Source organism: Spirobacillus cienkowskii, assembly GCF_037081835.1.
Taxonomy (GTDB): Bacteria; Bdellovibrionota_B; Oligoflexia; order Silvanigrellales; family Silvanigrellaceae; genus Silvanigrella; species Silvanigrella cienkowskii.
In genome coordinates, this window is record NZ_CP146516.1 from 2,792,069 (window position 1) to 2,806,830 (window position 14,762).

The 14,762-nt window shown below is 30.6% G+C and carries 15 protein-coding genes and 2 tRNA genes; 10 read left to right on the forward strand and 7 right to left on the reverse strand.

Annotation, left to right across the window (positions count from 1 at the left end):
- From Spiro2_RS12620 to Spiro2_RS12640, 5 genes are all read left to right on the forward strand, one after another.
- Window positions 1-1,335, forward strand: a complete 1,335-nt coding sequence (locus tag Spiro2_RS12620) for a M16 family metallopeptidase (protein ID WP_338636222.1) — start codon at window positions 1-3, stop codon at window positions 1,333-1,335.
- A 97-nt stretch (window positions 1,336-1,432) separates the two neighbouring features.
- A complete protein-coding gene (locus tag Spiro2_RS12625) occupies window positions 1,433-2,401 on the forward strand; it encodes an ABC transporter ATP-binding protein (RefSeq protein ID WP_338636223.1) in 969 nt (322 codons plus the stop codon).
- Window positions 2,402-2,410: 9 nt separating this feature from the next.
- On the forward strand, window positions 2,411-3,178 hold the full coding sequence (locus Spiro2_RS12630; protein WP_338636224.1) for a nitroreductase family protein: 768 nt from the start codon (window positions 2,411-2,413) through the stop codon (window positions 3,176-3,178).
- 3 nt (window positions 3,179-3,181) lie between these two features.
- Window positions 3,182-4,189: an ABC transporter ATP-binding protein gene (locus Spiro2_RS12635; RefSeq protein ID WP_338636225.1), complete on the forward strand. Its 1,008-nt coding sequence runs from the start codon at window positions 3,182-3,184 to the stop codon at window positions 4,187-4,189.
- A gap of 105 nt (window positions 4,190-4,294) precedes the next feature.
- Entirely contained in the window at window positions 4,295-5,488 is a 1,194-nt protein-coding gene (locus Spiro2_RS12640) for a 4-hydroxyphenylpyruvate dioxygenase family protein (RefSeq protein ID WP_338636226.1), read from the forward strand.
- On the opposite strand, the gene Spiro2_RS12645 is transcribed toward Spiro2_RS12640, so the two are convergent.
- Complete coding sequence (locus Spiro2_RS12645; RefSeq protein WP_338636227.1) at window positions 5,485-6,543, reverse strand: alkene reductase; 1,059 nt, start codon at window positions 6,541-6,543, stop codon at window positions 5,485-5,487. The two genes, Spiro2_RS12640 and Spiro2_RS12645, sit on opposite strands and share 4 nt — an antisense overlap.
- 191 nt (window positions 6,544-6,734) lie before the next feature.
- On the opposite strand from Spiro2_RS12645, the gene Spiro2_RS12650 reads away from it, so the two are divergent.
- The 4 genes from Spiro2_RS12650 to Spiro2_RS12665 all read left to right on the forward strand — a co-directional run bounded on the left by Spiro2_RS12650 (window position 6,735) and on the right by Spiro2_RS12665 (window position 8,985).
- Window positions 6,735-6,863 carry a hypothetical protein gene (locus Spiro2_RS12650; RefSeq protein ID WP_338636229.1) on the forward strand — a complete coding sequence of 43 codons (129 nt, stop codon included), beginning with the start codon at window positions 6,735-6,737 and terminating at the stop codon, window positions 6,861-6,863.
- 24 nt (window positions 6,864-6,887) lie between these two features.
- Window positions 6,888-6,977: transfer RNA gene (locus tag Spiro2_RS12655), tRNA-Ser, on the forward strand.
- Window positions 6,978-7,218: 241 nt separating this feature from the next.
- Window positions 7,219-7,641: a hypothetical protein gene (locus tag Spiro2_RS12660; RefSeq protein WP_338636230.1), complete on the forward strand. Its 423-nt coding sequence runs from the start codon at window positions 7,219-7,221 to the stop codon at window positions 7,639-7,641.
- A 162-nt stretch (window positions 7,642-7,803) separates the two neighbouring features.
- On the forward strand, window positions 7,804-8,985 hold the full coding sequence (locus tag Spiro2_RS12665; RefSeq protein ID WP_338636231.1) for an MFS transporter: 1,182 nt from the start codon (window positions 7,804-7,806) through the stop codon (window positions 8,983-8,985).
- A gap of 10 nt (window positions 8,986-8,995) precedes the next feature.
- Here the strand turns inward: Spiro2_RS12665 and gluQRS are convergent, their stop codons facing one another.
- The 5 genes from gluQRS to Spiro2_RS12690 all read right to left on the reverse strand — a co-directional run bounded on the left by gluQRS (window position 8,996) and on the right by Spiro2_RS12690 (window position 12,073).
- Window positions 8,996-9,895: a tRNA glutamyl-Q(34) synthetase GluQRS gene (gene gluQRS, locus Spiro2_RS12670; protein WP_338636232.1), complete on the reverse strand. Its 900-nt coding sequence runs from the start codon at window positions 9,893-9,895 to the stop codon at window positions 8,996-8,998.
- A gap of 23 nt (window positions 9,896-9,918) precedes the next feature.
- A tRNA-Lys gene (locus tag Spiro2_RS12675) sits at window positions 9,919-9,994 on the reverse strand.
- Window positions 9,995-10,111: 117 nt separating this feature from the next.
- Window positions 10,112-10,444 (reverse strand): ATP synthase F0 subunit C, encoded by a 333-nt coding sequence (locus Spiro2_RS12680; RefSeq protein ID WP_338636233.1) that lies wholly within the window; start codon window positions 10,442-10,444, stop codon window positions 10,112-10,114.
- Window positions 10,445-10,651: 207 nt separating this feature from the next.
- Window positions 10,652-11,509 carry a F0F1 ATP synthase subunit A gene (atpB, locus tag Spiro2_RS12685; protein ID WP_338636234.1) on the reverse strand — a complete coding sequence of 286 codons (858 nt, stop codon included), beginning with the start codon at window positions 11,507-11,509 and terminating at the stop codon, window positions 10,652-10,654.
- Window positions 11,510-11,827: 318 nt separating this feature from the next.
- A complete protein-coding gene (locus Spiro2_RS12690; RefSeq protein ID WP_338636235.1) occupies window positions 11,828-12,073 on the reverse strand; it encodes a hypothetical protein in 246 nt (81 codons plus the stop codon).
- A gap of 122 nt (window positions 12,074-12,195) precedes the next feature.
- On the opposite strand from Spiro2_RS12690, the gene dnaA reads away from it, so the two are divergent.
- The gene (gene dnaA / locus Spiro2_RS12695) at window positions 12,196-13,689 is read left to right on the forward strand and encodes a chromosomal replication initiator protein DnaA (protein ID WP_338636237.1); all 1,494 of its coding nucleotides are present in this window, start codon (window positions 12,196-12,198) and stop codon (window positions 13,687-13,689) included.
- Here dnaA and Spiro2_RS12700 read toward each other — a convergent pair.
- Window positions 13,686-14,762: an L-threonylcarbamoyladenylate synthase gene (locus Spiro2_RS12700; protein WP_338636239.1), complete on the reverse strand. Its 1,077-nt coding sequence runs from the start codon at window positions 14,760-14,762 to the stop codon at window positions 13,686-13,688. The genes dnaA and Spiro2_RS12700 overlap by 4 nt on opposite strands.

Below are 14,762 nucleotides of genomic sequence, written 5' to 3' on the forward strand. Positions count from 1 at the left end.
ATGAATATTTTTTCAATACGAAAACATATTTTAAAAAACGGACTAACTGTTTTATATTGCCATACACCTCAAACTGTCGCTTTTGAGCTGGCAATCCATATCAACACGGGTTCGAGAGATGAAAATGAATCTAATAGTGGAGTTTCGCATTTTTTAGAACACATGATGTTTAGAGGTTCAAGAAAATATCCCAATTCTATTTCGCTTTCAAATGCTTTAGAAAGTTTTGGCGGCGAAACTAATGCTATGACAGGAATAGAGAACACAACATATTGGTTAAAAGGTGATGCTGAAAAAACCTTAAAGGCAATAGAATGCTTTGCAGATTTTTTTCTATATCCAAATTTTGCTGATTTAGAAATTGAAAGATCTGTAATTCTCCAAGAGATGGCTTCGGATTTTAATGAGTCTGGAGATAGCATTGATACAGAATCATTATCATATTCTACTTTATTTTCTAATCATCCTTTAGGAAACTCTATAATTGGAAATGAAGAAGTTATTAAAAAATTAAGTGTCGAAGAACTACATCAAAAAAGAAAAGATTTTTATATTCCTTCTCGTTGTATAATAACAATACATACTTCAATTAGTGAAGAAGAGGTTATTAAAGTAATTGATCAACATTTTGGTCACCGATGGGAACATTCACAAAATGCAAATCCTCAAAGGGTAAGTGCAGAAGGTTTAATTTCAAAACTGCATTTAAATGGTTTTAAAAAACCTCAAAACGCTTTATGTTTACAAAATAATCCTGACAATCAATTTTCTGCCAAAATTATTTTTCCCACAATTGGTGGATTGTCTAAAGATGTTATATTAGTTACTTTTTTACAAAGAATTCTTGATGATGGTATATGCACTCGACTTCCAGCAAATATTAGAGAAAAACATGGCTTAGTTTATGACATAAGTTGTGATACACAATTTTTTTATGAAGTTGGAACATTTAGCATAGATGCAACTGTTTCTGAAAATTTAATAAATATATTATTAGATAAATTAACATTTGAAATAATTTCTATCTCTAACGAAGCACCTTCTATTAACGAAGTTGAACATATAAAATTTAGATATATTTTTGATTTAAAACAAATCAAAGAAACACCTTCACGGCTTTTAAATAGAGAAGTTATAACAACATTTATGAATTCAAGCATAACAATTGATGATGAAATAGAATTTTTAAAGACTGTCACTCCTGAAATGGTATTAAATATTGCAAAAAGAATTTTCTCTTCTTCAAAACGCGGATTAGTTTTAGTAGGACCAAAATCACGAAAAAAACGAGATTATATTGAATCTTTACTTAAAAAATTTGACAAAATTGGATAAACTATGAATAAAATATCTACAGTTATCTAAATTTTTGTTGCAAAGGTAAATTTAAAATTGTCTTATTAAACTTTATTTAGTAATTGGAGTACAAATCGTGCAACACGAAACCGTTCTGACCGTTGAAAATTTGGTAACAAGTTTTAAAATTTCGGGACGAGAAATTAATGCTGTGGATAATTGTTCTTTTTCTGTTAAAAAAGGGAAAACCTTAGGTATTGTTGGCGAATCGGGTTGTGGCAAAAGCGTAACAAGTTTATCTTTAATGAGACTCATTCCCTCACCTCCAGGTAACATAAAATCAGGTAAAATAATTTTTGAAAATAAAAGTATACTAGACTTTTCAGAAAAAGAAATGAGATCAATTCGTGGTAATAAAATGTCAATGATCTTTCAAGAGCCTATGACTAGTTTAAATCCTGTTTACACAATTGGAGATCAAATCTCAGAAGTATTTTCTCTTCACAAGGGATTTAATAAAAAACAAGCTAAAGAACTTTCAATCGAAATGTTAAAGCAAGTAAAAATTCCATCACCAGAAAAAAGATTTGACGAATATCCACATCAGCTTTCAGGCGGTATGAGACAACGAGTCATGATTGCAATTGCAATTGCATGCAAACCTTCTTTATTAATAGCTGACGAACCAACAACTGCTCTAGACGTAACAATTCAGGCTCAAATTCTAGCATTAATGAACAATTTGCAAAAAGAAAATGGTATGTCAATTATTCTTATTACACATGATTTTGGAGTTGTTGCTGAAACTTGCGATGAAGTTGCAGTTATGTACGCAGGCAAAATTATTGAAAGCGCTACAACACAAGAAATTTTTTCTAATCCAAAACATCCTTATACAATTGGTCTTTTAAATTCAATCCCAAAACTGGGTGACAAAAAACATAGATTAAATACCATCCCAGGCATTGTTCCGCCCTTATCAAAACTACCCAAAGGATGTCGCTTTCAAGATAGATGCTCTTTAGCAAATCAAGAATGCAAAGAACGTGAGCCAGAATTATTAACTATTGAAAATAATAGAAAGGTTGCTTGCTTTAAAGCATGAGGAACATATATGTTTGCAAATTTATCTAATAATACACCTAAAAATAATAATGATAGTAATTTAGAAATAAATTCAGATGAATTCAAAAAAGTAGTAACATCTCGAAGAAGTGTGCGAATGTTTACTTCTACTCCAATACCAGAAAATATAATGAATGAATGTTTAGATCTTGCATTACTTGCTCCTAATTCTTCAAATTTACAACCTTGGGAATTTTATTGGGTACGTACTCCTGAAAAAAAACTTCAAATAGTTGAAGCGTGCTTATCTCAACCGGCAGCAAAAACAGCTGCAGAAATTATTGTTTGTGTGGCACGAACTAATACTTGGAAACAAAATTCCCAAAAAATGCTTGAATATTATGACAAAAATGGTATAAAAATCTCTAGTTCTGCAATTAATTACTACAAAAAAATTGTACCTCTCACTTATACTCAAGGATTTTTAAACATATTTGGTTATATAAAAAAACTATTTTTATTCTTTTATGGTTTAAAAAAACCTATTCCAAGAAATCCTGTAAGCAAATCAGATATGATTTTATGGGCATCTAAAACATGTGCGCTAGCAGCTGAAAATTTAATGCTTGCTTTGCGAGCTCATTCTTTTGACTCATGTGCCATGGAAGGTTTTGATTCTAGCAGAGTTAACAGAATTTTGGCGTTACCGAAAGATGCAGTTATAGTCATGGTAATTGGAGCAGGACAAAGAGCGCATAATGGTGTTTATGGACCAAGAATTAGGTTTGAAAGAAACTTATTTATTAAAGAGGTATAAACAATGACTGCAGAATATATTTTGCAGGTAAATAATTTAGTTAAATACTTTCCAATTACTGGAGGGATTTTAGGTAAAATTATTGATAATGTTCATGCTGTAGACGACGTAACATTCGCGGTAAAAAAAGGTAAAACGTTAGGCCTTGTTGGAGAATCCGGCTGCGGAAAAAGCACTCTTGGTAGAACTATTCTTAGACTTATAGAACCCACATCGGGTAGCATTATATTCAATGGGAAAGATATCACTTCAATAAGTCAAAAAGAACTAAGACCACTTCGCAAAGAAATTCAAATAATATTTCAAGATCCTTTTGCAAGTCTAAATCCTAGAATGTCAATCAAAGAAATATTATCCGAACCATTTGAAATTCATGATTTATACAAAAATAAAGAAGATAGAATGAATAAAATTTTATCTTTATTACGAGAAGTTGGTCTTGGACCAGAATCGATTGAACGATATCCTCATGAATTTTCTGGCGGACAAAGGCAACGGATTGGAATTGCAAGAGCTTTATCATTAAATCCTAAAATAATAATTTGTGATGAACCTGTTAGCGCTTTAGATGTATCTATTCAAAGCCAAATTTTAAATCTTATGATGGATTTAAGAGATAAATATAAACTTTCTTATATTTTTATCGCTCATAACTTATCTGTAATTGAACATATTTCAGATGATGTTGTGGTAATGTATTTAGGAAAAATTGCTGAATACACGTCTTCTGAAAATTTATATAATACCCCAATACATCCCTATACAAAAGCTTTAATATCTAGCATTCCAAAAAATAATGTTTTCTCTAAAAGAGAACATCAAGTTATTCAAGGTGATATACCAAGCCCTATCAATCCACCATCAGGCTGTCGGTTTCATACACGCTGCCCCTTTGCTAAAGATATTTGCATTAAAAAAATCCCAGAATTAAAAAATCATGGTAACGAGAAAAATTTACATTTGGTAGCATGTCATTTCGCGTCAGAAATAAAAAATAAACAACTAATTTAAAACCAATCTTAAAATTAATAAAAATTTTATATTGTATTATTTTCTTTACATTAAATTAAAATTGATTCAATATTAACAAACTAAAATTAAGTTGGAGGAACAGTTATGCGGCAAGAACGAAAATCACTTGGACTTATTAACTATCACTCAATTCAATATTTTACTAGAGATCTTAGAACTTGTGTAAATTGGCATATTAATAAATTTGGCTTTGATGAAATTGCTAAAAGTTCACCAGAACTCGAAAAAAAACACGGAATGCGTTCTGTAGTTTTGCGTGGACCTGGACAAATTGGTTGGATTATTTCAGAGCCAATTGAAAGAGGTTCTACAGCTGGAAGATATTTAAATAAACATCCAGATGGAATTGCATTTTTAAATTTTCGCGTTAAAAGTATAAAAAAAACTACTGAGTTTTTAGTTGATAAAAAAGCGTCAATTCTTTATGATATAGAAAATCATAAATCAAAAAATAATGGAACCTGGAAAGAAATTGCTATAGCAACTGCGGTTGATGATGTTAATTTTCGTTTTATTGAAGAAAAAAAATATGACTGTTTTGCGCCTGGTTATATTTGGACAAACGAATCGGCTAGAAACAACTCAAATTATTTAGGTCTTGATCTTGGAATAGATCATGTTACTTATAATTCAAGATCTATGCATGCACTTACTGAATTTTTTAGATATTGCCTTGGCTTTAAAAATTATTGGGGAATAGAGTTTCATACAGCGCATCATAATCCAGAATTGGGGACAGGCTCTGGCCTTGAAAGTATTGTGATGTGGGATAAAGAAAGCGGAATTAAATTTGCAACAAACCAACCATTATCACCTTTTTTTAATAACTCTCAAATTCAAATTTATATAGAAGATAATCATGGTTCTGGGATTCAACACATTGCTTTGGGAACAAAAAATATTATAAATTGTGTTGAAAAACTTAAACATAAAGGTATATCTTTTTTAGAACCATCTAATAAATACTTTGAGCAATTACCAGTAAGAATGAAAAAAATGAAATTACTAAAAATTAAAGAATCGTTTAGTGATATTCAAAAAAATAATATCTTGCTAGACGGATCGAATGGTAAATATTTATTGCAAATTTTTATGAAAGAGCAATGTGTGCAATTTGGAAAAAAAGATTCTGGACCTTTTTTTTATGAAATTATTCAAAGAGCGGGAGATGAAAGTTTTGGTGAAGGTAATTTTAAAGCACTATTTGATAGTATAGAAAAACAACAAATTGCTGATCACAGGCAAGAAATGCGTGATAGATTGGATTCTTTATGTTAAGTTATTAGTGGATAATTTGTATATCCATCTACTCCTCCTCGATAGAATGTTGCAGGATCTGGTTTATTTAAATCTAAATCATTTTCTATTCTTAAAACTAAGTCTGGATTTGCAATATAGTCTTTTCCAAATGCAACAGCATCAATATCATTTCTTTGTAATGCGATATTTGCTGTTTGTTTAGTAAATTTTTCATTTCCAATATATGTTCCTTTAAAAATTTTTTTAAGTTTTGATCCTATACTATCTGGTCCTTCATATTCTCGAGCACAAATAAATGCAATTTTCCTTTTACCCAACTCTTCTGCAACATAACTAAATGTAGCTTCACGATTAGAATCACCCATTGAGTGTAAATCACACCTTGGTGCAAGATGCATCCCAACCCTACTAGCACCCCAAACATCAATGACAGCATCGGTGACTTCTAGCAAAAAACGGGCTCGATTTTGAATAGAACCTCCGTATTCATCACTTCTTTTATTAGAACAATCCTGCAGAAATTGGTCTACAAGATACCCATTTGCACCATGAATTTCAACGCCATCAAACCCCGCTAATTTTGCATTTTCTGCCGCTTTTTTATAGTTTTGAGTAATGATTTTAATTTCACTAAGATCAAGGGCTCGGGGCACAACAAAACGCTCCTTTGGTTGTAAAAGATTGACATATCCATTTGGCGCAATTGCACTTGGCGCTACTGGCAAATTGCCATTTAAAAATAAGGGATGAGAGATACGTCCCACATGCCAAAGCTGCATAAAAATTTTACCCTCACGATCATGAACACTTTTTGTAATTTTTTTCCAGCCCTCAATATGTTCTGTTAACCAAATGCCGGGTGTATTTGCATAGCCAACTCCCATAGGGTCTATATTTGTGGCTTCAGTAATAATTAAACCAGCAGTAGCTCGTTGCGTATAATATTCTACCATTAACTCGTTGGGCGTTCTGCCATCGACTCCAGACGCTCTGCATCGTGTCAGCGGTGCCATAAAAATCCTATTTTTAAGTTTTAATTCACCCATTTGAATTGGCTGTAATATATCAAGCATAAAAACTCCTTATTTAATAGCTATTTATATTACAACACTTCTTAATTTGAAGTCACCTTGATCATAGGTATTATAAATTTTTAAGAAAATTTTTTTTGAATTCTACTTGCGTGTTATATTCACTCATGGTACAGGTCAGCTTCTTATGTTAGAGAGGGTTATGCCTTCTAAGTTAAATGAGGTATTTAAAAATGGGTAAAAAAGACAATCGCCGTACTTTTAAAATGAAAAGAAAAAAAGCGCAAGCAGCTAAAAAAGCAAGAGAAAAATCTAAAATGACTGCTGTTAAGGCTTCTAGAAAATCTGTTTCAAAAAAGTAATTTATTATTAAATATGTGTAATTAGGAGAGATGGCCGAGTGGCTTAAGGCGGCGGTCTTGAAAACCGTTGTAGGCGCGAGTCTACCGGGGGTTCGAATCCCTCTCTCTCCGCCATATTTTTTGAATTGGTAAAAAATCTAATCTTAGTTATCCTCAAATTCTATTAAGTACTTATAAATAATATAACGTCGCTTATTTAATAATACTGCAAATTTATAGTTTTATTATTTTATAAAAATTATATCATAGAATAATTAAAATAAATGGATAAAATTAAAATATATAAAGCTATTTGTTTTTCAAATGACTTTATTATTATTTTTAACTCGCAGTCTGTTTTTAGAGGAATTAAAAAATGAAATATGCAACGTTATACATAATGGATCCCTCTTTGGTTGGAAGCAAGGTATTAGATACCATACCACAGATTAAATCCTACTCATCCAAAAACGAAAATGATAATGCAACAGGAATGCTTATTAAGCTTGATGAGTTTGAAATTGAAATGAATTTTATGGAACCTGAAAAATTGGAAGACCATTTAGAGGGATTTAAAGGTTTAGCGTATAATTATGTGAGCGAAGGCATCGATCCTGTATATGTTTTGACTAGAATATTTAATGTCAGGCTAGTTATAGGATGCGTTATCGAACCTGATTTTGATAAAGAAAGTAAGGTTTTAGAGTTTTTTAAAAATTTTAACAGCGCATATAAATCTCTTTTATTTTATGATAACAAGGTATTTGATTATGACATGCAAGTACTTGCAAAGTTATGACGTAAAATTTTTCTTAACAACAGAGCTAAGTTCTCATGTAAAAAAGCTCAAAACTTTTGATATTTTTTTAATTTGTACCATTTTTTGATTTAATTAACTAATACTAGTTTGAAATTTAATAAATATTTTAAATACAATAGTATCCAAAATGTAAAAAAAATTATGAATATTAAAAAAACAAAATATTTATTTATTTTCTTAAGATTTTTTTCCTCACTATGCGAACAAACTTTATTTTTTTCTATACCACTCTTATTATACTCTAATTACAATAAAGATCCAAAAATAATTGCATTAACTTATTCTTTAATTCAGGTTTCCCTATTAATTGGCTTACCTATTTCTGGTTTTTTTATAACAAAAATATTATCTAATAAATTGTTTTTTTTATGTGATATGTTAAGAGGAATATTATGTTTATTAATTTATTTATTTATAAATAATAATCTTATTTATATTTTTATATTTTTATTTGGATTTATTAGCGCAATTTCTTTTGTTAAAACAGAACACTTCTTACCTAAAATTTTAACAAATTATTCTTCTATGCAAAAACAATCTATAATGCAAATTATAGTACAATCACCTGCAATTATCGGCCCATCGCTAGCTTCAATTTTATTATATTTTAATTTACTCAATATTTTTCTTATATTTTTTGCAATTATATTTATAATTAATGGATTAATAACACTTTTTAATAAATTTCCTAGTTCTTTAAATATAAAAAAAATTAATAAAAAAATTATGATATTTAAGGATTTTTTTGAAACTATTCGAGTTATTATATCAAAAAAACAAATAATATATTTAACCATCTCAATATTTATTTTAAATTTTGTCGGTTCTGTGTCATTAATTCTATCTCCACATATTTTTAATAAAAACACAAATTATTACAGCTTAACTATTGCATTATCTGCAATTTTTTCAATTTTTAGCATGCTAATTTCTATTAATAAAAATATTTTTAACTCTATATCACAAGTAAAAGTTGGTTTAATTTCATCATTTATGCTGATATTTTTCTATGGAGTTTTATCATTTTCAAAAAACATATTTTTATTTAGTATTGGATTTATCCTCTACCAAGCAACAATTCCTTTTTTTGTAATTTTTATGCGTACTGAAAGAGCTAAGTTAATACCTAAACATATTTTTGCACAATCAATTGGAATAATGATTTTCTTATACTCTTTAAGCAATCCATTATCAGGATTATTTGTTACAGGATTTATTGATAAATATTCAAGTCAAAACTTATTAATATTTTGTTTTATTTTAATGTTTCCAATATTTTTTGGAATTTTTTTAACATTTAATATTTTTACTTCTAAAAAATAAATTTAATGAATCACACAATAACAGTTAAGCATTTTGTTATATTTTCAATTTTAAAATGTCTAATTGCAGTTTGCAAAATCAAATCTAAATTAGATAAATCTTGAAAAAGTGATTTTTGATATCCTAAAAACTCCAAAGCATGAATTAAATTTTCTTTTGGTATATTATTGTCTATAGGCTTTGCTTTTGTTTGTTTAGAAAGTTTTTGGGATAGTTTGTTAACTGCTATAGGGATATGCAAATATTGTACTTTATCAAAACTAAAAAATCTCTGTAATAATATTTGCCTAGGTGTTTGAAGCAACAAATCACTCCCTCTCACAACTTCAGTCACACCTTGAAGTTCGTCATCAATAACAACAGCCAATTGATAAGACGGTAAATTTTCTCGTCTCCACACAACAAAATCACCTACTTCTTCATAAATATTTTGATTTAATTCACCTTGAATCAAATCATAAAAACAAATTTTCTCATCTTTATCAATTTTTATTCTAATTGAAAAATTCTTCAGACTCTCTTTTATAGGATGATGACGGCAAAAACCTTCATATATAACTTCATGAGTATTTAGATTTTTTTTATATTTCAATAAAGTCTTACGTGAACAATAGCAATTGTATAATAAATTTTTATTATTTAACTTCTTAAGATAGTCTCTATAAATTTCATTTCTATTTGATTGAAAAACAACATCGCCATCCCAATTCAAACCATGAGCCTCTAAAGTTTTTATAATTGACATAGTGTATTTGGATTTGCAACGAAATTTATCAAGGTCTTCTATACGTAACAGCCATCGACCTCTTTGGGCTCGTGCTCTAAGATAACTGGCTACTGCTGTAACTAAAGAACCGAAATGAAGCTCACCGGTAGGAGAGGGGGCAAAACGTCCAACATAATGAGACATAGTGCATTAAAACCCATTGAAAATGGTGAAGGGTCAGGGACTCGAACCCTGAACCAAGAGATTAAGAGTCTCTTGCTCTACCAACTGAGCTAACCCTCCACTAATGCAGAAGTCTAACTATCCAAGGTAAGCTTAAAAGTCAAGAATGCCAGAAAAAAAACTTATGACAAATAATCATAAGCTTATCGTAAATAGCATTTAATTTTTGCTTACTCTTTATTTACCTAAAATTAAGAAAGCAATAATTAAGCCAAGAATAGCTTGAAATTCAATAAGAGCCATCGCAAGAAGGAATGGCGTAAAAATTTTGTTATATGCTTGAGGATTCCGTCCAATACTTTCTAGAGCACCTTTAGCAGCATGACCTTGACCTTGACCGGCACCAATAACAGCCAAACCAATTGCCAAACCAGCACCAATTAGTTTTAAACCCGTACCAATTGACATTCCGTCAGTTGCAGCTGTGGCAGCAGCATCTGCAGCAACTGCAGGTAAACTCATTAAAACAGCAGCAGATGCTGCAGAAAGCTTTGCTAATTTATTTTTCATAATAAAAACTCCTAGTATTAAAATACAACAAAAAACTCGTTTCCATTCTTATTTTGTGCTCACGCAGAATACCAGTTCTCGTGTAGCAGAGCTTTTTTAAAAAGCCCATCCTTTAAATTTAAACTTAAAGGATAAAGACATTTTTAAATTTCCTAACATAAATGGAATAAAAGTTAAGTCATTTTAAAAAAGTCTTTAAAAAATTTTTTAATGACTTTCTTTAGACTCTAGCGCTAGTTTTATATAAACAGCACTTAAAGTCATAAAGATAAAAGCCTGTAAACAAGCAACAAAAGTTCCAAAACCTAAAAATATTGCAGGAATGGGAATAAATGGAATATACAAATCTTTCATTAATCCTGAAAATATTGAAAATACAAAGTGATCTCCTGATATATTTCCAAAAATACGTAAAGATAATGAAACAGGTCTAGATAACAAACTGATAAACTCAATCACAAACATTAAAGGAGCCATCCATAAAACAGGGCCTGCCAAATGTTTTATGTAATCAAACCCAGATTCTTTTAAACCATAGTAGTTAAAATAAATAAAAATTGCGATTGCAGCGGCAAAAGTAAAAGACATGCTAGAAGTTGCAGGAGAAAATCCAGGTAAAACACCTGATAAATTACAAACGATCAGTACAAAAAAAGTACCACCTAGAACTCCAGCAAACCGCATCCAATTTTTTTCACCTATTGTTGATTCCAGGGTTGAAGACACCACAGACCAACACAGCTCAATAAAAGCTACAAACCCAAATTTTTTAGGTGGTAGAATTTCTTCATCCGACATTTTTTCTGGCTTCATTTTAGCAAAACCAGACAAACTCGCTATTGCTGCCAACAACAAGACCGCAAATGCTGATGCAAAAACCGGCGACCATTGCTCAGCTTTTACGTTTGCAATGGCAAGTGACATATTTGGATTAAAAAATAGAATAACTTTTTCTAATATTTCATGGTACCAATTCACTACTTGCACTCCCGAGGAATCAGCATGAGCAACAGAAAACCGCCCAAGCAATAAAAAAGCAAACATATGAATAATTTTACGTTTCATAATACTATTGAAGAATCCCTTCATAAAATATCAAAGCAAACAAAAGCCAATTACCTTACTGAGGCCTTTCTGGCAAGTAGATAGAGCAAAAAGCTCACAAAATAAGTAGCCACAAAAACTCCAATGTATGTAATCAGTTCGTCTCTCTGAGATACATAAACCCAGTAAGCCAAAATGATAAAACCAGAAATTTTAAAAAAAATCGCTATTATTTTTATAACTATGCTTGTTTTTTTTAAAGTGCTGTAAACCCTAAAAAAAACTCCAGAGCTAATTAAGACAGCTGCTAAACAGGTTGTTATTAGGCCCAACTCATAATTACTCAATATCATTATCCTTTTTATCAGATTTCAGTCGCTTCAATGTTTTTAAAATCATAAAACCAGCCAAGAACAAAATCGATAAAGAGAATAACAGTTTCAAGACTATAGAATCTATCCAAAAATCTCTATAAAAGGCCTTGCCAACTTCAAACTCATCCAAAAGCCAGATAAAAAGTATTAGAAAACCAGTCGATATAATTTGGCTTATTAAAATAAGTAAAGTTGTAAGATCTTGTTTCATTTGATTTACCCAATTTTTAAGAGCAACGACTTGACCTTAGCTCCTTGCCTAGCAACAATCGCATAGTATACCAGTAGGGTTCGAGTCTACATGACTCTGAAATCTAAAATGGGGTTTATTCTATGTTAGGCAAAGAATCCAATATTATTTTTTCAGAAAAGCTTCGGGCTCGGTTAATAGAATTAGGGCTTTCAAAGCATACCGCCACTAAAATAACTAAACTTGTGACGCCTGTTAAAGTGGAAGGGAATACAATTACTTCATATTGTTCTGAACCATTTTACAGAGATCAAATTATTTTAGCTAAAAAAGACGAAATCGAAAAAATAGCAAAAGAGTGTTGGGGCAATAACTACACCTTTAAAATTGAAACATCAAAAGACTTAAGTGATGACTCGAATGAATTGGTAAATGAAAACTCTAAAATGGATAATCAGCTCACTCTTTTTCCAGAAAATAAAGATGTTTTTTTAGAAAAAAAGAAAAGAATTAAAACAAAAATAAACAATGATGTTGTTAAAAACCAAGACAATACTACTGAAAATGCTGCAAATTTAACAACCTCAGAAAAACCTAGAACGTTAGATGCCTCTCAAAATTTTAGTACATTTATTCGATGTGAAAGTAACCTCGTTGCTTATTCTGCGTGCGAAGCTGTTGCTAAAAATCCTGGTAACTTGTCAAACCCACTTTTTATATATGGAGCAACAGGGCTTGGAAAAACACACTTGCTGCATTCGGTTGGCAATGAAATTATGCATAAAATTCCTGACGCTAAAATTTTATATATAACGAGTGAAGATTTTGTAAACGATGTGATTCATCGAGGAATTCGTGTCGGAAAAATGGATGAAGTACGTTCTAAATACAGTGCTTGTGACGTTTTATTGGTTGATGATATTCAATTTCTTGAAAAAAAGGATGCATGTCAAATTGAGTTTTTCCACACATTTAATGAGCTATATCAAAAAAGGAAACAAATTGTCATTACTAGTGACAAATTTCCTAAAGATATTCCAAATATAGAAGAACGTCTAAAAAGCAGGTTTCTTCAAGGTTTGCTTGTAGATATTGAGCCACCAGGTTTTGAAGATCGTGTTGCAATTATTGAAACAAAAGCAAATTTAATAGGTTTAAAAATAAACCAAGAAATTTCGTTTCTTATTGCAACACATGCAAAAACAAATGTTAGAGAAATTCAAGGCTTGCTAAAAGATCTACTTATGAACCAACATATGACAGGAAGAAGTCCTACTCTTGAATCTGTAACAACAATATTAAAACGACGTTTTCCAATCGTAAATCTTGAGTCAACAATTGATACAACCGCAATTCAAAAAGTTGTATCTAATCATTTTCAAATAAAAATGTCTGATTTGATGGGACAAAGTCGTCAACAAAAGTTTGTTATTGCTCGCCACATTGCCATGTATCTTTCTAAAGAAATTATTGGTCTTCAAATTGTAGCTATCGCAAATGCATTTGGAAAAAAAGACCACACCACAGTTTTACACGCAATGTCAAAGGTAAAAGAATTATTAGAAAAAGATGATGAATTTAGAGGCAATTTTATTCAAATAAAAAGAAAAATAAATCAATTAATGCAATCGAATTAAATAATTTTTACGTACTTTCCAGATGCAGCCCTATATATTCTATCAAAAATAGCATCAATGTTTTCTATGTTTGTTTGATTTAAATTTGGCAGCAAAATAAATTGCGCATTTTCTGTGCTTTCAGCTTGTCTTAAATAATTAAACAAGTTTCTACTCGCTTCTAAAAAACTGCCTGACACTGATAAATCAAAATATTTTAAACTCTGCGTTTTTAAATTTTTATTTTTTGCATAAAAATCAATCAAAACAGATTTTGATAAATAATGACTTAAAAATTCTTCATATTTTAATTTCTCTTCATCGCTATCTAATAAAATAAATGACTCAATCAAAGGAGAATAATGGGTGAGCAATTGCCCAGGTGAATCCATTAAATGATTATCCATTTTATTATCATAAACTTTTTTAATAACTTTTACTTCAACATTTATCCCTTTTGCTTTTAGTGTCTTCGTAATTTGTAAAGAACTAATTGCTCCTGGTCTTAAAAGTAAAATTTCATTGTCTTCAGTAATTTTTAAAATAGTTGATTCAATTCCGATATCACACATTAAACCATCATCAAGAACAATTAGATCTTGAATATGACCAAGATCAGCAGCAACATGCTGAGCATGAGTTGGACTAACATGACCAAACGAATTAGCACTTGGAGCCGCAATGGGTATATTTACTAACTTTAGCAGTTTTTGCGCAGTCTTTCCCGAAGGAATTCGAATCGCGACCGAATCTTTTCCTGCTGTAACGAGACTAGGTACTAAATGCGAAGCTTTTAAAATAAGAGTTAATGGTCCAGGCCAATATTCGCTTCCAATTATGTCAAAACATTGTCTTTGAAATGAGGTCATATCTGTTAAACTTTCAACCTGAGACAAAGAGCTTACATGAACAATAAGAGGATCTGACTTTGGCCGACCCTTTGCAAGAAAAATTTTTTCAAGAGCGTTTTTATCTAAAGCATTGCCGCCTAGGCCGTAAACAGTTTCTGTTGGGAAGGCAACCAAATTTCCTTCTTTCAAGGCTTTTGCACAACGCTCAAGTGATTGATCAGTCAAACTTACAATTATTGCCAC

Bases quoted from the DNA above. Each gene is read 5' to 3' on its own strand.
- Spiro2_RS12620 (WP_338636222.1), top strand. From the start codon at position 1: ATGAATATTTTTTCAATACGAAAACATATTTTAAAAAACGGACTAACT.
- Spiro2_RS12630 (WP_338636224.1), top strand. From the start codon at position 2,411: ATGTTTGCAAATTTATCTAATAATACACCTAAAAATAATAATGATAGT.
- Spiro2_RS12635 (WP_338636225.1), top strand. From the start codon at position 3,182: ATGACTGCAGAATATATTTTGCAGGTAAATAATTTAGTTAAATACTTT.
- Spiro2_RS12640 (WP_338636226.1), top strand. From the start codon at position 4,295: ATGCGGCAAGAACGAAAATCACTTGGACTTATTAACTATCACTCAATT.
- Spiro2_RS12645 (WP_338636227.1), bottom strand. From the start codon at position 6,543: ATGCTTGATATATTACAGCCAATTCAAATGGGTGAATTAAAACTTAAA.
- Spiro2_RS12650 (WP_338636229.1), top strand. From the start codon at position 6,735: ATGGGTAAAAAAGACAATCGCCGTACTTTTAAAATGAAAAGAAAAAAA.
- Spiro2_RS12660 (WP_338636230.1), top strand. From the start codon at position 7,219: ATGAAATATGCAACGTTATACATAATGGATCCCTCTTTGGTTGGAAGC.
- Spiro2_RS12665 (WP_338636231.1), top strand. From the start codon at position 7,804: ATGAATATTAAAAAAACAAAATATTTATTTATTTTCTTAAGATTTTTT.
- gluQRS (WP_338636232.1), bottom strand. From the start codon at position 9,895: ATGTCTCATTATGTTGGACGTTTTGCCCCCTCTCCTACCGGTGAGCTT.
- Spiro2_RS12680 (WP_338636233.1), bottom strand. From the start codon at position 10,444: ATGAAAAATAAATTAGCAAAGCTTTCTGCAGCATCTGCTGCTGTTTTA.
- atpB (WP_338636234.1), bottom strand. From the start codon at position 11,509: ATGAAACGTAAAATTATTCATATGTTTGCTTTTTTATTGCTTGGGCGG.
- Spiro2_RS12690 (WP_338636235.1), bottom strand. From the start codon at position 12,073: ATGAAACAAGATCTTACAACTTTACTTATTTTAATAAGCCAAATTATA.
- dnaA (WP_338636237.1), top strand. From the start codon at position 12,196: ATGTTAGGCAAAGAATCCAATATTATTTTTTCAGAAAAGCTTCGGGCT.